Annotated in this window: 19 protein-coding genes; 18 read left to right on the forward strand and 1 reads right to left on the reverse strand. The window is 40.8% G+C overall.

From position 1 onward, the window contains the following. Window positions 1–222, forward strand: a 222-nt coding sequence (locus EJ063_RS21155) for a hypothetical protein (protein ID WP_244225212.1), incomplete at its 5' end; no start/stop codon positions are given. Between the two features lie 9 nt (window positions 223–231). Here EJ063_RS21155 and EJ063_RS19610 read toward each other — a convergent pair. Further along, window positions 232–939, reverse strand: a complete 708-nt coding sequence (locus EJ063_RS19610) for an SDR family NAD(P)-dependent oxidoreductase (RefSeq protein ID WP_126575973.1) — start codon at window positions 937–939, stop codon at window positions 232–234. A 745-nt stretch (window positions 940–1,684) separates the two neighbouring features. On the opposite strand from EJ063_RS19610, the gene EJ063_RS19620 reads away from it, so the two are divergent. The 17 genes from EJ063_RS19620 to EJ063_RS19745 all read left to right on the forward strand — a co-directional run bounded on the left by EJ063_RS19620 (window position 1,685) and on the right by EJ063_RS19745 (window position 17,627). After that, entirely contained in the window at window positions 1,685–2,215 is a 531-nt protein-coding gene (locus EJ063_RS19620; protein ID WP_126575975.1) for a hypothetical protein, read from the forward strand. Window positions 2,216–2,353: 138 nt separating this feature from the next. Then, a complete protein-coding gene (locus tag EJ063_RS19625; RefSeq protein ID WP_158676013.1) occupies window positions 2,354–3,127 on the forward strand; it encodes an aminoglycoside phosphotransferase family protein in 774 nt (257 codons plus the stop codon). Window positions 3,128–3,239: 112 nt separating this feature from the next. After that, the gene (imm45, locus tag EJ063_RS19630; protein ID WP_069447731.1) at window positions 3,240–3,578 is read left to right on the forward strand and encodes an Imm45 family immunity protein; all 339 of its coding nucleotides are present in this window, start codon (window positions 3,240–3,242) and stop codon (window positions 3,576–3,578) included. 155 nt (window positions 3,579–3,733) lie between these two features. Continuing rightward, window positions 3,734–4,615: a hypothetical protein gene (locus EJ063_RS19640; protein ID WP_126575978.1), complete on the forward strand. Its 882-nt coding sequence runs from the start codon at window positions 3,734–3,736 to the stop codon at window positions 4,613–4,615. Window positions 4,616–4,750: 135 nt separating this feature from the next. After that, window positions 4,751–5,470: a hypothetical protein gene (locus EJ063_RS19645; RefSeq protein ID WP_126575979.1), complete on the forward strand. Its 720-nt coding sequence runs from the start codon at window positions 4,751–4,753 to the stop codon at window positions 5,468–5,470. A gap of 136 nt (window positions 5,471–5,606) precedes the next feature. Beyond that, window positions 5,607–6,020 carry a lysozyme inhibitor LprI family protein gene (locus tag EJ063_RS19655; RefSeq protein WP_126575981.1) on the forward strand — a complete coding sequence of 138 codons (414 nt, stop codon included), beginning with the start codon at window positions 5,607–5,609 and terminating at the stop codon, window positions 6,018–6,020. A gap of 157 nt (window positions 6,021–6,177) precedes the next feature. Further along, window positions 6,178–7,122 (forward strand): D-2-hydroxyacid dehydrogenase family protein, encoded by a 945-nt coding sequence (locus EJ063_RS19660; protein WP_126575982.1) that lies wholly within the window; start codon window positions 6,178–6,180, stop codon window positions 7,120–7,122. Window positions 7,123–8,427: 1,305 nt separating this feature from the next. Then, window positions 8,428–8,901 (forward strand): GNAT family N-acetyltransferase, encoded by a 474-nt coding sequence (locus EJ063_RS19675; RefSeq protein WP_126575985.1) that lies wholly within the window; start codon window positions 8,428–8,430, stop codon window positions 8,899–8,901. A gap of 136 nt (window positions 8,902–9,037) precedes the next feature. After that, entirely contained in the window at window positions 9,038–9,460 is a 423-nt protein-coding gene (locus EJ063_RS19680) for a GNAT family N-acetyltransferase (protein ID WP_126575986.1), read from the forward strand. A 684-nt stretch (window positions 9,461–10,144) separates the two neighbouring features. Further along, entirely contained in the window at window positions 10,145–10,555 is a 411-nt protein-coding gene (locus tag EJ063_RS19685) for a hypothetical protein (RefSeq protein WP_126575987.1), read from the forward strand. Between the two features lie 702 nt (window positions 10,556–11,257). Further along, window positions 11,258–11,863, forward strand: a complete 606-nt coding sequence (locus EJ063_RS19690) for a class I SAM-dependent methyltransferase (RefSeq protein ID WP_126575988.1) — start codon at window positions 11,258–11,260, stop codon at window positions 11,861–11,863. Between the two features lie 1,286 nt (window positions 11,864–13,149). After that, window positions 13,150–13,527, forward strand: coding sequence for a hypothetical protein (locus EJ063_RS19710; RefSeq protein WP_061893459.1), 378 nt, complete (start codon window positions 13,150–13,152; stop codon window positions 13,525–13,527). 139 nt (window positions 13,528–13,666) lie between these two features. Then, a complete protein-coding gene (locus tag EJ063_RS19715; protein WP_126575990.1) occupies window positions 13,667–14,092 on the forward strand; it encodes a GNAT family N-acetyltransferase in 426 nt (141 codons plus the stop codon). 209 nt (window positions 14,093–14,301) lie between these two features. Further along, on the forward strand, window positions 14,302–14,736 hold the full coding sequence (locus tag EJ063_RS19725; protein ID WP_244225213.1) for an Sbal_3080 family lipoprotein: 435 nt from the start codon (window positions 14,302–14,304) through the stop codon (window positions 14,734–14,736). Window positions 14,737–15,381: 645 nt separating this feature from the next. Next, complete coding sequence (locus tag EJ063_RS19730; protein WP_126575992.1) at window positions 15,382–15,927, forward strand: hypothetical protein; 546 nt, start codon at window positions 15,382–15,384, stop codon at window positions 15,925–15,927. Window positions 15,928–16,620: 693 nt separating this feature from the next. Further along, the gene (locus tag EJ063_RS19740) at window positions 16,621–17,094 is read left to right on the forward strand and encodes a GNAT family N-acetyltransferase (protein ID WP_126575993.1); all 474 of its coding nucleotides are present in this window, start codon (window positions 16,621–16,623) and stop codon (window positions 17,092–17,094) included. A 182-nt stretch (window positions 17,095–17,276) separates the two neighbouring features. Then, window positions 17,277–17,627, forward strand: a complete 351-nt coding sequence (locus EJ063_RS19745; RefSeq protein ID WP_126575994.1) for a hypothetical protein — start codon at window positions 17,277–17,279, stop codon at window positions 17,625–17,627. The last annotated feature ends 264 nt before the right edge of the window (window positions 17,628–17,891 follow it).

The following is a 17,891-nucleotide window of genomic DNA, read 5'->3' on the forward strand; positions in this document are numbered from 1 at the left end:
CCTTTGTCGGTCAAGTTGGTTTCAGCCTTGTGGTTTGCTTCAGAAAACCAGTTAGAAATTGCAGTTCTTTCTCAAGTAAATCATGTGTTTGTGGTAAAACATAACAAACAATTCAACAGTGATTCGCAACGCTTGGCGCTCTCACTTCGAGTTGAGTTTAGTGTTTACGGCGCAGTGGTTTGGTTTAGTGTCAGCGCTGCTCACACGTTAATTGGGCGTTAGCTGTAATCGTCACCAAGGAAGCTCTTCGCCGGTAAAACTATAGAACTTACCAGTGTCCGAAGGTTGAACTTTACTAATTATCTTGAACAGTTGTTGGCTCACATATTCACTTGTAAAGAGCTTGGTTGGTGGTACGTTCTTCTGAAAAGGTCGGGATAGCTGTGTATCTGTAGTTCCGGGATGAAACGCAATGACACAGCAGTTAGGTAGTTTAAATTGCCATTCTATACTAATCGTTTTCACAGCCATATTTAGTGCTGCTTTAGAGCAACGGTAACTAACCCATCCTCCAATCTGGTTATCTTCAATACTTCCGATTCTAGCTGATAGTGAAATAAAATATGTCTGGTGTTTGGCTTTGAGGTGGTTTGAAAAATACTTTGCTAGTAATAGTGTAGGTAGGGTATTTGAACTCAAGTTTTGGTTAAAAAATTCAGGGGTGAATTCGTTGATTGATTTTTCTGGCTTATTCGCTGCGTCATGTAGAAAACCAGCAGTATTAATCAACATGTCTAGATCCGAGATTTGCTTTGCGAGGTGTTTTACATCGGCATCTAATGATGCATTAGCTTTCAACCACGTTATATCGACTCGTTTATCTTCGGGTAACGTTGAACGGTAGGTCGCAAATATTTTGGCTTTAGGGAATGTGTCTCTGACATACGTAGTAATCGCCTTTCCAATGCCACCATTTCCACCAATAATAAGAATTTTCAATTGCTTATGCTCAGTCTCTAGTATTAAATGAATCATAGACTAAGAATGAAAATACAGCTAACAAAGCATTTAAGAGTGATTCGCAACGCTTGGCAGTTTCGCTTCGCTCAAGTATAGCCAAGCGCCGCTCACACCTTAATGCGGCGTTATGTTTACTTGTATTTCAAAGGCTTAAATGTCTTAGGCTCTAGTTCTTTGTCCCTCTGGCAATTCGTCTCTAGTAGACTCAGCAAATCCGCATTGTCGGTCTAAGTTCTTGAATTTCTCAGCCCCTAAAACATGCCAATGTTCGCGGGTTGCTTCATTGTCAGGTCGTGGCGGCTAGCTTCCTGTTTAACTGGCTTAAAGTCGCTTTTAGGTTCTTAGACAATTAGCATTTCAGCTTGGCAGTTGCCTCGGCAATTTAGCATTGTTTTGCGCTTTGGTTGGAAAGAAAGGGCGCTTGTTGTTACTTGGTCGGGTTGCCTCATTGGGAAGGGAAATGGAATTACACGTTTTAGGTTGCTCGCCTTTGGCGTTCAAGTTGGTTTCAGCCTTGTGGTTTATTTCAGAAAACTAGTTAGAAATAGCAGTTCTTTCTCAAGTAAATCATACATTTGTGGTAAAACATAACAAACAATTCAACAGTGATTCGCAACGCTTGGCGCTCTCACTTCGGGTTGAGTTTAGTGTTTACGGCGCAATGTTTAAGTTCAGTGTTTGCGCTGCTCACACGTTAATTGGGCGTTATAGCTTTAGAGGAAATATGGAAGAAAAAGTGACAATTGAACTGGCTCCAATTATTGGTGCGTCTATAGCCGCGATAGCAACTTTGTTGGGTGTTAGTATCGCAAACTGGTTTAATAGTAGGCAGTTACAGCAAAATCATGATCTTTCTGTTGCCCGATATCAAGTTGAAACTAAAACCGCCAAAAGCGAAGAACTTTATCTATCTTTGTTTCAATGGCATAAAGATCTTTCTTCAATTTACATCCTGCACTTACGTTACTTCGTCGGTGAGCTCGACTATGAGCAGGTTCAAACTATTTTGAATGAACGTTTTTCTAATACTGTAGGGACAATTAATAAAATTGAAATGCTTGTTAATGTCCACTTCCCTGAATACAAATCCGATTTGGCATCGGTTCATAGCGCTAGAAAGTCACTCGCCAAATATTTGGATGCTAGAGCACCAGAAAAGTTGTCCAAGCATGAGTTTGTCGTTGAACAGCAAAGTTTTGATACTGCGTGCAACGAGATGTTAGAGCGAATTGCGCAAGGTGTAAGTCAGCTATAACAAGCAATTTAAGAGGGATTCACAACGCTTGGCATTTTTGCTTCTACTTCAAATTTAGTGTCTATGGCACAATGCTTTAGGTGTAGGTGGCAGCGTTGTTCACCCCTTAATTGGGCGTTAGTTGCACGAGGAGGTTTCGTGGAAGAATTATCAGGTGGAAGAGAATCAGCAATATATCGAGATGGTGAAGTTGTCTATCGTCCTCTTCAGCCGTGGAGTCCTACAATTCACCTTATTTTGAAACACCTCGAGCGAGAAAATGTAGGTGAATCTCCAAGATTTCTTGGTGTTAACCAAGAACAGGAAGTCCTAAGTTTTGTCGTTGGGAATACTTATAATTACCCTCTAGTCGGTGCAATTGCTACTGTGGATGCACTCACATCAGCAGGTAAACTATTGCGTAAAATACATGACTCTACTGTGCCACTTTTGAATCAAGTAGATGTTAATGCGCACAAGTGGATGCTAAAGCCAAGAGAGCCTTTTGAAGTTATCTGTCATGGTGACTTTACCCCTTATAATGTTGCTCTATCCGAGAACACAGTTGTAGGTGTATTTGACTTTGATACTGCGCACCCTGCGCCAAGAATATGGGATTTAGCATATTCAGTTTATTGTTGGTCGCCTTTCAAAACTGACAGCAATGATAAGTTAGGCACAATCTCTGAGCAGGTAACTAGAGCTACGTTGTTCTGTGATAGTTACGGTGCAACTACGTTCGAAAGAAATCAACTAGCTGACGCAATGATTGAGCGATTACAGGCTTTAGTTTTGTTCATGCGCAGTGAAGCTGAAAATGGTAATGAAACCTTTGCTGAAAACATAGAGCAAGGTCATCTTCAGGCCTATCTAAATGACATAGAATATATCACTGAAAATAAACAAAAAATTCAGTGCGCATTGTGCAACTAACAAAGCATTTAAGAGTGATTCGCAACGCTTGGCAGTTTCGCTTCGCTCAAGTATAGCCAAGCGTCGTTCACACCTTAATGCGGCGTTAGGCAATATCAGGAATTATGCAGTTATGGAATGGAAAAAATTAGTAGAATTGGAAGATGAGAATTTGTGGCGGGGAACTGTATTTAGATTTCCTGCTACTTATCCATTCGAACCTGTTGTCGATTTTATGCTGTTTTTAGACTCAGCTTCCGAAAGTGGTTTTTCCCTTGTTTGCACCACCGGTTATAAAAGTGGTCACCATGAAGGTGGGCTGCCATTAGAGGCGCGTGCGAAAGGAAAAGTTCAAGCCATTAGCAAGACCTGGCTTATTGAAAATTGGACTAATTGGGTTTATCCCGAGACATCAGTGACTGAAGTGCAAGTATCAGAAGGTTATACGCAGGAAATTGGAACTATTGCCTAACAAACAATTCAACAGTGATTCGCAACGCTTGGCGTTCCCACTTCAGGTTGAGTTTAGTGTTTACGGTGCAGTGTTCAAGCTCAGTGTATGCGCTGCTCACACGTTAATTGGGCGTTAGTTTCTATGAGCATAGTTGTAAAATAAAATGGTTAATAATGATATTTGTTGAGTATAAAAAGTGCCCGGTATGTGTCGATAGTGAAGTTCACCTGAATACTTGGGATTTAATGGAATGTCCGCAGTGTAACCTAATGCTGTCGATGGCTGTGCCTGCAACTGCGACAGTGTTAAAAGAACGAGGCAAAGGTGAATTTAGGTTTGAAGATGTAACTTTCAACTCGAGGTGTAGTGATTTAGTTATTGCTCCTTCAAGCGAGCATAATCCTGTATTGCCTGATGATAAGCATTGGTTCAGTTCGATTTGTGGGATTGAAGAATACCTAGAACCTAAAGGTAATACTGAAAAAGATAAAAACTATACATTGTGGAGTTCATTCAAAGATGAACTAGTTAATAAATTGAGTACTTTTTCATGTGATGAATTGTCAGACGCTTGGTCTTCTAAAGGTAACCGTACATCCTTTTACAAGGAGTCACTTCTCCCTTTAGTATCTAAAGAACTGGGCTTATTCCAAGGCAATGAAGAGTTTACAGTTGACTATGTAATGTCTAAGTCATTCTATGGCGATGTTTATGTCCCTCAAATACAAATTGAATCAGAGAATGATATTCGAACTGCAAACCAAGAAATGAATAAGCTATGTAGGCTAAATTCACCTCTAAGAGTATTGGTGACTGTCTTTGATGGTTGGGATGGCTCAAAGAACCAAAAAATTTATGATTATCTAAGAAAATGGCAAAAAACAATAGAAGCTCATGGTTCTATGAACATGGGAGAATTCTCAGGTGTCATTGGTATATTAATTGGCTCATATCATAATAAAGAGCTTACATATTACTCTGCTGCCTTTTGGAGTAATGGAACATTAAGGCAGCCTTTAAAGGTATTACAGAGCTTTTGTTTAGAACGAAACTAACAAAGCATTTAAGAGTGATTCCCAACGCTTGGCATTTTTCATTCTATCGTTGGGTTTAGTGTTTACGGTGGTAAGGTTGAGTTTCGTGGTAGCGTTGCTCACACCTTAATGCGGCGTTAGGCGAAAGGAGGAATTATGAAACTATATCTCACTTGTATGGAATGCTTTAGTGGTGATCATTGGAGTTACCCAGCAGAACTCCAAGATAGTGGTCTTTATACGCTTGAGTGTCGCCATGGACATAAAACAAATATCTCCCTGCAAAACCACCGATACGAGGTTTTATTTGAGCTAGGGCTAAATGCTATTCTAGATGGTTATTACCGAGAGGCCATATCATCGTTTACATCCTCACTAGAACGTTTTTACGAACATGCAATCAATGTTATTTGTATCGGTCATGATATAAGTGTGGAGCAACGTGATGAAGTCTGGAAAATGGTTTCAGCTCAATCTGAACGTCAATATGGAGCTTTTTCATATCTATACTTATTTGGGTGTAAAGACATCCCGCCCAAGTTACCAAGAAGCAAGATAGAACTACGTAATAATGTTGTACACAAAGGCAAGATCGCAACAAAAGCCCAAGCGATTGCATATGGTGAAGCGGTAATGGGTGTTGTTTTACCTGTTTTAGCAAGACTAGAGCAACAATACTCGGATGCAATTCAAACTTTGGTCTGGGAACATTTAGCAAACATTAGAGAAGCTAGTGATAAAGTGTCAAGACCAGTCACAATGAACGTTGGTAGCATTTTGAGTAATATGGAAAACTCCCTGACTCTTGAAGAAAAAATTGGCAGTATTCAAAAAACTCGAAAGCATTATCAGTGGGTTGAAAGCAATTTCGCCTAACAAACAATTCAACAGTGATTCGCAACGCTTGGCGCTCGCACTTTGGGTTGAATTTAGTGTTTACGGCGCAGTATTCAAATTCAGTGTCTGCGCTGCTCACACGTTAATTGGGCGTTATGTACTTTCGGAGAAAACAATGAAAAAGAGTCTAATCCTAGCCTTAGCTAGTTTTTCGTTTGGCGCTCTTGCTGATGAGAAAGCCATTGATTGCGATACCGCATTCACAACAATCGAGGCAAATCAGTGTGCCGCTATTGAGCTTGATGCAGCGAAAACTGAGCTAGAGAAATACCTAAAGGCTAGCTTTGACCATAACTCGTTTGATCCAAAGTTAGTTGAAGCGATGAAGCTAGCTCAAACGGACTGGCAAACATATATGTCCTCACATTGTGATTCGGTATATACGCAATGGCGTGATGGAACTATTCGTGGTGTTATGGGTATATCTTGTAAAACTAAGCTAACGAAGCAAAGAACACATGAATTGTGGGAAAACTTCTTAACTTATATGGACAGCACGCCACCAGTTTTACCGGAACCAAGTTTGTAGTAAGACTCCAACCACGCACATAACAAACAATTCAAGCTGATTCGCAACGCTCAGCGCTTTCGATTTCAACTTGTTTGGTGATTCCGGTGCAGTGCTTTAGTAAGGTGGCAGAGTTGCTCACAACTTAATTGGGCGTTATAACAACAAGGAGAGTTCCGTGAAAATAACAGTTTTAGATGACTACCAGGATGTGGTTAGAACGTTAGATTGTTTCGAATTACTATCACATCACGATGTGTCCATCTTGAACGAAACATTTCCTGAAGCGGAGCTGGTAGTTAAGCTAAAAGACACCGAGGTTCTTGTTTTAATCCGAGAACGGACAGTGATTACAGAGTCACTGCTTGCACAGTTACCTAACCTTAAAGTTATCAGTCAAACAGGTAAAGTCAGCAATCATATTGATGTCCACCTATGCGAAAAGTATGGAGTAAAGGTGTTGGAGGGGCGTGGCTCTCCTGTCGCTCCTTCGGAATTAGCTTGGGCGCTGATTATGGCGGCAAGTCGCCACGTACCAACTTATTCAGCTAATCTCCAAAATGACAAATGGCAAAACTCTGGAGTGCTTGGTTTAGGTCGCACTCTGAAGGGCTTGAAGCTTGGTATTTGGGGCTACGGAAAAATTGGACAACGAATTGCCCAATATGCAAAAGCATTTGAAATGTCAGTGGTTGTTTGGGGTAGTGAGGAATCTAGAAATCTTGCGCTTGAACATGGCTTTGAAGCTGTCGCTTCAAAGGAAGCATTTTTCTCTGGTTCGGATATTGTGTCACTTCACTTACGTTTGAATGAAATAACTAGGGCGTGCGTAACAGCTCAGGACTTAAGCTTAATGAAGCCCGACTCTTTATTTGTAAACATTAGTCGCTCAGAGCTTGTAGAAAACTCTGCGCTATACAACGAGTTGGCAGCAGTCTCAACTAAGCGAGCTGCCGTTGATGTATTTGACAATGAACCAGCATCGCTTGATAACGAGCCTTTATTGTCATTACCAAACGTTACGGCTACCCCACATTTAGGGTATGTAGAGCAAAACAGCTATGATCTTTACTTCAAAATAGCATTCGAGAAAATTTTAGCTTTCGAACAGGGTAAGGCATAAAATCAGCATCGAAGAAATCGTTGTTATAACAAACAATTCAAGCTGATTCGCAACGCTCGGCGCGTTCGGTTTCAACTTGTTTAGTGATTACGGTGCAGTGTTTTAGTAAGGTGTCAGCGTTGCTCACAACTTAATTGGGCGTTATGTTTACTTGTATTTCAAAGGCTTAAATGTCTTAGGCTCTAGTTCTTTGTCCCTCTGGCAGTCCGTCCCTAGTAGACTCAGCAAATCCGCATTGTCGGCTTAAATTCTAGAATCTCTCAGGCCGTAAAACATGCCAATGTTCGTGGGTTGCTTCATTGTCAGGTCGTGGCGATGGGATTCTGGTTTAACTGGCTCAAAGTCGCTTCTAGGCTCTTAGCCAATTAGCAATTTCGGCTTGGCAGTTGCCTCAGCAATTCGGCATTGTTTTGCGCTTTGGTTGGAAAGAAAGGGCGCTTGTTGGTGCTTTGTCGGGTTGCCTCATTGGGCAGGGAAGTGGAATTACTGGTTTTGGGTTAGTCGCTTTTGGCGGCCAAGTTGGTTCTTGCCTTGTGGTTTGGTTCAGAAAATTAGTTAGAAACAGCAGTTCTTTCTCAATTAAGTCAGTAACTTGTGGTAAAACATAACAAACAATTCAACAGTGATTCGCAACGCTTGGCGCTTTCACTTCGGGTTGAATTTAGTGTTTACGGCGCAGTTTTTGGGTTCAGTGCTTGCGCTGCTCACACGTTAATTGGGCGTTAGGCAAAGGGCAGGAAAGTTCTTTGTTCTAATCTTCTTGCTCCCTCTGGCCACCTGCTTTTCTTAGTCGGCAATTCTGTATTGTCGGCTCAAATTCTTGAATCTCTCCAACCGTAAACATGCCAAGATTCGTGGGTTGCCTCATTGGTTTTCAGTATCGGTTGGTGGTGAGTTTCACTGGCTTAAAGTGTAGAAAGGACAAGTTAATCGAAGCTTTCATTTTTGCTGTCATTTCGCAGCTTTTAGTTTTCCGGTTCAAAAGCTACTTCGTCGCTGAAAGGCTGCATTTCGTGGTTGTTGAATTTTCGACTGTAACATAGCGATTTCAGTAGTTCTTGAATCACAAAAAATTAGTGGGTGATTGGTTGCTTATCGTGTTTAAGGTATTCTGTTTTCAAACAAAGTGAATGAGTGCGTAGAAAAATTTGCCTAACAAACAATTCAAGCTGATTCGCAACGCTCGGCGCTTTCGGTTTCAATTAGTTTGGTGATTACGGTGAAGTGTTTGAGTGCTTTGGCAGCGTTGCTCACAACTTAATTGGGCGTTATAAATACAGTCAAAATCATCGCTAGGGAGCAGCAATGATAATTAGCAATACATTAGAACCAGGAGACTTAGGTCATATCGTTAAGCAGCATGGCTTACTTTACTCGAAAGAGTATGGTTATGATTTTACCTTCGAAGCATATGTTGCAGAACCTCTAGCTCAGTTTGCAAAACGTAATGGTAAACGAGAGAAGATTTGGTTGGCTCGTCTCGATGGTGAATTAGTCGGCACGATTTGCATTTGTGAAAACTCAAATACTGAAGCTCAACTTCGTTGGTTCTCTGTAGACCCAAAGGCTCGTGGAAAAGGTTTAGGAAAAACTCTAATTGAGCAGGCACTTAGCTTTTGTATTGAGGAAAACTATTCAAAAGTAATCCTTTGGACAGTTGCAGGTTTAGCTGCTTCAAAGTCACTCTATATCAAGAATGGATTTCAGTTAATCCATGAGGAAGAGTGCGAACTTTGGGGGCAAGCTCAGCTTGAACAGTGTTACGAAAAATATTTATAACAAGCAATTTAAGAGGGATTCTCAACGCTTGGCACTTTTGCTTCTACTTCAAATTTAGTGTTTATGGCACAATGCTTTAGGTTTGGGTGGCGGCGTTGTTCACCCCTTAATTGGGCGTTATGCAAATGGAGTAAAAATGAGAATTATTGAAGCCGATAGCTCTATGAAAGATGCTGTTGGTCAATTCTATAAAGAGCAGGGCTATCATAGTGCTTGGTCTAATACTGAAAGAGCATTTATCTGCCTCAACGATGGTGCGATTATCGGCTCAGTGAAAGTTGAGCTTATCAATGACGTGACGATACTCAGGGGTATGTACATTGCGAGTGAGTTTCAAGGTCAAGGTTTAGGACTTCAATTTCTTAAGCACATTGAGCCTGTTTTAAATTTGCGTACCGCCTATTGTATGCCACTTGCTCATGTAACAGATTTCTACAAGCATATTGGCTTCAATGAAGTGGAAGAAAGTCAGTATCCGGAGTTTCTACAACAACGTTGTGAAAAGTATCGTGAAATGGGGTATTCGATTACAACGATGCGTCGTGAAAAATTAGCATAACAAAGCATTTAAGAGTGATTCGCAACGCTTGGCAGTTTCGCTTCGCTCAAGTATAGCCAAGCGCCGCTCACACCTTAATGCGGCGTTATGTAGCTGAGTAGCCTCAGAACATGTATTTTGATATTTCCACTGGAATTGACAGAGGGTAATCTGATGGGTTTTTTACCATTCGTGGCATGGTTTTAATCTGGCCACCATGGAACCAATACGTTAGGTTGTCCGAATTACTTAGTTCTAGTGTGTACTTTCGTTCTATGGTCTGAAGCATTCCGTTTGCTTCAAAATCTTCATAGTGAATTGTAAATCCAACTATCTTTGAGGCAGTGACTCCGTCATTGAAATAAACATTCTCAGATGAGAGATCAATATTTCTAAGTAAATCAGTAGCCAAATTCAGAGAGTCTAAGTTAATTATTATCATTTGCTGCATTCATACTAGGTAATTTGTTGTTATTCTACTGGTTGCTCTTTGTGGGTGAAGAGCAGAGAATTAAAAAAAATTGACGTTGTGCCTAGCTGTGTGGGAGAGAAGGTAAGTCGATACTTCGTCGACATAACAATAAATTTAAGCAGATTCGCAACGCTTGGCATTTTCGGTTTGAATCGCTTTAGTGTTTACGGCGCAATGGTTTAGCTTAGGTGGTTGCGTTGCTCACTACTTAATTTGGCGTTAGGAGTTTACGCATGAAATTCATCTTTAGTGGCATTTTAGCATCGCTTGCGTTTGGCTCTGTTGGAGCAGAACAGGTAACAACTAAAGACCTATATGAGAAATTCAACATGAGAACCATCTACAGTTCTTATGGCCAGCGACTTAAATATTATTGTGAGAGTTATCCTAACGAGTTCTTTTCTATAGAGGGGGCTTCATTTGTTTCTGATAGTCGTCTTGAGTTAGTTTCAGGTGAAGATGTTTGGGTTTTTACTATTTCAGAGCCAAATATCATCTCTGTTGGTAATCAGATAACATCAGGCACATATAATAGTGTTTCAACGTATGAACTTTACTTTGATTACAAGGCTCAGGATTGGAAGGCAAAGGAAACATATATAGATATACCGAAAGATTGTGAGCACTATAAATCAAACTCCTAACAATAAATTTAAGCAGATTCGCAACGCTTGGCATTTTCGGTTTGAATCAGCTTTAGTGTTTACGGCACAATGGGTTAGGTAGGGTGGTAGCGTTGCTCACTACTTAATTTGGCGTTAGGCAAAGGACAGAAAAGTTCTTTGTCTTATTCTTCTTGTTCCCTCTGGCTATCTGTTGTCCTTTGTCGGCAATTCAGCATTGTCGGCCCAAATCCTTGAATCTCTCCAACCGTAAAACATGCCAAAGCTCGTGGGTTGCCTCATTGAGTTTCAGTGTTGGTTGGCGGTGAATATGACTGGTTTAAAATGTGGAAAGGGCAAGTGAATCGAAGCTTTCGTTCTTGTTGTCAGTTCGTAGCTTTAAGTTTCTCAGATTCAAAAGCTGCTTTGTGGTTGAAAGGCTGTGTCTCGTAAACGTTGAAAGTGAGGCTGTAACATAGTTACTTCAGTAGTTTTTGAATCACAAAAAGTCAGTGGGTGATTGGTTGCTTATCGTGTTTAAGGTATTCTGTTTTCAAAGCAAGTTAGTGAGTGCGTAGGAAAATTTGCCTAACAAACAATTCAAGCTGATTCGCAACGCTCGGCGCTTTCGGTTTCAATTAGTTTGGTGATTACGGTGAAGTGTTTAGGTAATGTGGTAGTGTTACTCACAACTTAATTGGGCGTTAGGGTAAGCTCAGACATTTCTGAAATGGAGGCAGTAATTTGGTAGCTGGAACTAAAGGGTATGAAGAAGTCATAGAGTTGTTTGCAGAACTGAGTTTTACGTTACGCTTTGAGGAAGTAAACAAAGACTTCCTACCTTATCTACCCTCAACTCCGTCAAGAGTTTTGGACGCTGGATGTGGTGTTGGACAAAATTCAGCAGCACTCTCCAAGTTGGGTTATGACGTGGTCGGGGTTGAGCCGATGCGTCAGTTTCTTGATAAAGCTATTTCGAATTATAAGCACCTAGATGTTAGTTGGGTTCATGATAGCTTGCCAAATTTAACAAGTATCAATGAAGACGATGGCTTGTTCAGTTTTGTTCTAGTCGCTGGTGTTTGGCATCATTTAAATCGTGAGGAACGCCGAGAGTGCATAAGAAGGTTCTCATCATTAATGTTAAAAGGTGGAATTTGCGCAATCTCGTTAAGAAATGGCCCCGCAGGCGCAGGGAAGTGCGTTTTCCCAACGAGTTGTTCTGAGTTAATTAACTATGCTGACGAGCTAGGTTTTAAAGTAGTGTTTCAGTCCGAAAATCAAGCTAGTGTTTTACCACATAAAGAAAGTGTTACTTGGGCTAGAGTGGCACTGCAGAAAATAGCTTAACCTAACAATAAATTTAAGCAGATTCGCAACGCTTGGCACTTTTGGTTTGAATTGGTTTTAGTGTTTACGGCACAATGTTTTAGGTGGGTGGTAGCGTTGGTCACTACTTAATTTGGCGTTAGGCAAAGGGCAAAAAGTTCTTAGTTCTAATCTTCTTGTTCCTTCTGGCCGTTCGTTTTTCGTAGTCGGCAATTCAGCATTGTCGGCTCAAATTCTTGAATCTCTTCAACCGTAAAACATGCCAAATTTCGTGGGTTGCCTCATTGGATTTTGGAGTTGGTTGGTTGTGAGTTTTACTGGCTTAAAGTGTGGAAAGGTCAAGTTGATCGAAGCTTTCGCTATTACTGTCATTTCGCAGCTTTGAGTCTCTTAGGTTCAAAAGTTACTTTTTCGCTGAAAGGCTGCATTTCGTGGTTGTTGAAACTTCAGCTGTAACATAGCGACTTCAGTAGTTCTCGAACAACAAAAAGTGATTGGGTGATTGGTTGCTTATCGTGTTTAAGGTATTCTGTTTTCAAATCAAGTTAGTGAGTGCGTAGCAAAATTTGCCTAACAAACAGTTCAAGCGGATTCGTAACGCTCGGCGAATTTACTATGCGTTGTGTTTGGTGTTTTAGGCGGTTTGCAGAGGCTTACTCAGTGCGTTACTCACTACTTAACTGGGCGTTATGTTTACTTGTAATTCAAAGGCTTAAAGGTCTTAGGCTCTAGTTCTTTGTCTCTTTGGCAATTCATTCCTAGTAGACTCAGCAAATCCGCATTGGCGGTCTAACTTCTTGAATCTCTCAGCCCGTAAAACATGCCAATGTTCGTGGGTTGCTTCATTGTCAGGTCGTGGCGGTCGGCTTTTGGTTTAACTGGCTCAAAGTCGCTTTTAGGTTCTTAGCCTATCAGCATTTCAGTTTGGCAGTTGTCTCGGCAATTCAGCATTGTCTTGCGCTTTGGTTGGAAAGATAGGGCGCTAGTTGTTTCTTGGTCGGGTTGCCTCATTGGGCAGGGAAGTGGAATTACTCGTTTAAAGTTGGTCGCCTTTGGCGGTCAAGTAGGTCCATATCATGTGGCTTGCTTCAGAAAACTAGTCAGAAATAACAGTTCTTTCTCAAGTAAATCATGTGTTTGTGGTAAAACATAACAAACAATTCAACAGTGATTCGCAACGCTTGGCGCTCTCACTTCGGGTTGAATTTAGTGTTTAGGGCGCAGAGTTCAACTTCAGTGCTTGCGCTGCTCACACGTTAATTGGGCGTTATATCACAATCATTAACTTCTAACATAAAGAGATAATCATGAAGAAAATAGAGTTTATTACTTGGGAAGCTTTTGGCGCTGTAGTAGAAAAACACAAAGAAGATCAGCCACTGCTTACAATGAAAGACTATGCACTTATAAATGGATTTGATGTAAAAAACCGTTTAGGTTCAGCAGTTAAAGAACTATTAACCTTAGCCAAATTATACGAGTTTGAGTACAGTCAAACTTCAAGTGGTTACAGATTTTCAAACGCTATTTTGGAAGCCATATTTACTACTGTAATAGTGTCCGCGCATGAGCGTGATGTAATACTTCGTGGTATGTCAGAATTTGCAACAGTTGATGAAGAAGTTGCTGCACTGAAGGTTATGAGCGAGTTAATGATAGAACCACCTAAATACTTGTCAAAGTGATATAACAATAAATTTAAGCAGATTCGCAACGCTTGGCACTTTGGGTTTGAGTTGGCTTAAGTGTTTACGGCACGATGCTTTAGGCTGGTGGCAGCGTTGCTCACTACTTAATTTGGCGTTAGGTTTCGGAAAGGGATATATGGAAATCAAAGACTACAGTGATGACTTTTTGGAAGCAGTAAGCGAGCTGTATTTGAGTGCTAGGGTTTCCACGTTTACTTGGCTTGATACCAGTGGCTATCAACTTTCAGACTTTAGCCGTGACACTGAAGGTGAACGTGTTTTGGTCGCTATTGCTGGTAGTGAGGTATTAGGGTTTATTTCAATCTGGGAACCAGAAAATTTTATACATCACTTATATATTTCGAATAACCACCAAGGGAAAAATATAGGTACTCAGTTATTAGAAAAGGCTAAGTCTTCATATAGCGGTTTGAGCCTAAAGTGTATGTCGGAAAACGTAAGAGCCATTGGTTTCTATGAATCCAATGGTTTCATGAAGGTCCAAAAGGGCGCTGACAGCTTGGGTGACTACTATCTCATGGAGTTCAGCGCAAAAACCTAACAATAAATTTAAGCAGATTCGCAACGCTTGGCACTTTTGGTTTGAATCAGCTTTAGTGTTTACGGCACAATGCTTTAGGTATGTGGCAGCGTTGCTCACTACTTAATTTGGCGTTATGTGCCAAGTCGAAAAACTAACATATTTCAATGACTAATATGTTTCCGCTTGTATAATCAGCTACAACTAAAATAATGCAAATGGTAGTCTATATGAAAGCATCAAGTTTGTTAGCTGTAAGCTCAATTCTTATTGTATCCGGCTGTACGTCAATTACAGTAGAGCCTGTGTCCAATGAATACAGTCTCGAGCACATCTGTATTCAGAATAACCCGAAAGTCATAGTCGATGAGTTTGTTGGAGTTGTCGAAGATCGCTTCCAGTATCACGGCATAACGACAGAGCTAGTTGATTTTGTCCCTGAATCCTGTGACTACAAGCTTACCTATACAGCTTTAAGGTCATGGGACTTCGTTCCTTACTTATCTCATGCAGAGCTTCGTTTATATAAAAACCACAAAAAGATCGCTTATGGTGAGTATCACCTAGACGGTAAAGGTGGTTTAGATATGTCTAAGTTCGATAGTGTGAAAGAAAAAATGACACCTGTTATCGACCAAATGTTAGGCAAAGCCGAAACCAATTAAATCAGGCACATAACAAGCAATTCAAGCTGATTCGCAACGCTCGGGATTTTTGGTTTGAATCAGCTTTAGTGAGTAATGCGCAATGGTTTAGGTCTATGGCAGCGTTGCTCACAACTTAATTGGGCGTTAGTTGCCAACGTGGAAAATCCAAATTAAGCATGATTTTTAGGGCTAATCTCAGTCTGATTTTATGTTCGAGTTGGAGTTTTAATTTTAGGTTTCTGAGGTTGTCGAAATCGTGCTTCTAGCTTCTCCTCGGTTTGGTTTTGCCGTTTCAGAAGCGGATTTATTTGTTGAAAGTTCGCTCGGTGGCATTGTCTTTCCAAAAGATCTTTTTGGTGTTGATAGCCCGTTTTCTGCGGCGTATTGAGTTCCAAGTGGTTTCATTGACAGTCGCTTTGAAACTACGCCTGATTTGGAGCCTTTGCAGTACACAAATATAGTGCTGGCAAAGTGCAAATAAACCTTCAAATATAAGCTTTGGCTCTGGCAACTAACAAGGCGTTTAAGACGGATTCCCAACGCTTGGCGATTTTGGTTTGCTTCCGTTTAAGTGTTTACGGCACAATACTTTAAGTGCAGTGGTCTGCGTTGCTCACCACTTAACGCGGCGTTATGTAAATTGGTTAAGTTCGGAGATATAAATTGTTCAAGATTAGCGAAGAAGTCCAGAAGCTGAAGACTCAAACATTGACTCTTTCTGGAATCGCACTATTCATTTCGATTACAGCGGCATTGCCAGAAAAAATTGCAATTATCGGTTTAGATCTTTCCGGAAGCAAAGAAACAGCTGGGTGGTTTTTGCTCATAATTCTTGGCTATTTCCTTCTTAAGTTCTCAGTACTTTCCATTTTTGAAGTCGTGAAAAAAGTGCTTCCTCATTGGATTAGCTATAAGGGTAAAGGTCTTCGTGGAGATGTAATGGGGTTTTCTGAAAAAGATATCCATGATGAATATGAGAGGCAAGGTCAATATCACGTAAATGAAGACCTAGGTACGCTTTCAGGAGAAGCTGCTGACATTGAACGTAAACGAAACAAATTGGATCGTGACTATAAATCTAAGTTCGTTGCTGCATACAATTTATGGCTATATATCAGTGACATAATTTTCCCAATTGTGTTCGGCTGTTTCTGTTCTTGGGCGCTCTATTGTTTCTTAGAGTACGGTGTGGTCTTCAAATTTACATAACAAAGCATTTAAGAGTGATTCTCAACGCTTGGCATTTTTCATTCCATCGTTGAGTTCAGTGTTTACGGTGGTAAGGTTAGGTTCAGTGGTCGCGTTGTTCACACCTTAATGCGGCGTTAGGCAAAGGGCAGAAAAGTTCTTTGTTCTAATCTTCTTGCTTCCTCTGGCCATCTGCTTTTCTTCGTCGGCAATTCTGTATTGTCGGCTCAAATTCTTGAATCTCTCCAACCGTAAAACATGCCAAGATTCGTGGGTTGCCTCATTGGTTTTCAGTATCGGTTGGTGGTGAGTTTCACTGGCTTAAAGTGTGGAAAGGGCAAGTTAATCGAGGGTTCTTTTTTGCTGTCAGTTCGCAGCTTTTAGTTTTCCGGTTCAAAAGCTACTTCGTCGCTGAAAAGACGCATTTCGTGGTTGTTGAAACCTAGGCTGTAACATAGCGGCTTCAGTTGTTCTTGAATCACAAAAAGTCAGTGGGTGATTGGTTGCTTATCGTGTTTAAGGTATTCTGTTTTCAAAGCAAGTTAATGAGTGCGTAGCAAAATTTGCCTAACAAACAGTTCAAGCAGATTCGTAACGCTCGGCGAATTTACTATGCGTTGTGTTTGATGTTTTAGGCGGTTTGCAGAGGCTTACTCAGTGCGTTACTCACTACTTAACTGGGCGTTATAAGGCTCGAAAATAAAAGGAACTTTCGTGGAAATTAGAGTAGGGAAACTAAGCGATGTTGCAGCTATTACAGACATCTTCAATTTTTACATTGAGCATACTAATGCTCGTTTTGAAGAGAGTGCATTTACGCAAGAAGATCGTCTAAATTGGTTCTCTCAGTTCTCATGCAATAGTAAGCATCAACTTTTCGTTGCTACCGAAAGTGGGGAGTTGCTAGGTTTTGCATGCTCTCAGCCTTATAGGGACATTTCAGCATTTGAGGATACAGCTGAAGTTACTGTGTACCTTACTTCAACCGCGAAAGGTAAAGGGGTTGGTTCAAAACTATATTCCCAATTGTTCTCATCAATTTCTGATTATGGTGTCCACAGGGTGTTGGCAGGTATCGCACTACCTAATGACGCTTCAGTTGCCTTGCACAAGCGTTTTGGTTTTAGAGAAATTGGCGTATTCAATGAATATGCAAAGAAAAATGGTCAGTACATCAGCTCGGTTTGATTGGAAAAGGCGCTTAACTAAAAGTCCGCCTTATAACAATAAATTTAAGCAGATTCGCAACGCTTGGCACTCTCGGTTTGAATCAGTTTAGGTGTTTACGGCACAATGGTTTAGGTAGGGTGGTAGCGTTGCTCACTACTTAATTTGGCGTTAGGTAATTTGAAAGGGATATAGGTCGTAAGATGCACAAAATTATAATACTAGGATTGGTGTTTTCGTTTAATGCTTTCTCTAAAGATGCCAACTATTACTCGGAGAACTTAGATGAAGCCAAAAGCGTCTCAGAGAACTGTGATTTGGTTTTGGACTCATTAGCTCGCGTAGGGAATACAGATAAAATGATGGAGTGGTTAAAAAATAAAGACTGCGCTCAAGCTAAGAAAGCTTGGAAACACGAGCAATTTAGAAGGGGGCTTGAGAAGCTAAATGAGCCTAGCTCCACTGAAGTTGAAACTAAGATACAGCCGAAATCTGAAGGCATGTTTAACCCTTTAGCTGGTAAAGATTGTAACCCATTCGCTGGGGAGTGCTAATTACCTAACAAGCAATTCAAGCTGATTCGCAACGCTCGGCACTTTCGGTTTCAATTGGTTTGGTGATTATGGTGAAGTACTTAGGTAATGTGGCAGCGTTGCTCACAACTTAATTGGGCGTTATGCATATCAGAGGAATTCAGGATGAAGTTAGTAACTCCAAGGGTAGAATATCAAGAGTCGTATATTGAAATGGTACGTGAGTTCTCTGAAAGAGAAGAGGCGTTTGTTCCGTTTGTATTAGCTGAAAATTATGAAGACTTT

Origin of the sequence: Vibrio aquaticus, from assembly GCF_003970385.1 — a bacterium.
GTDB classification, from domain to species: Bacteria; Pseudomonadota; Gammaproteobacteria; order Enterobacterales; family Vibrionaceae; genus Vibrio; species Vibrio aquaticus.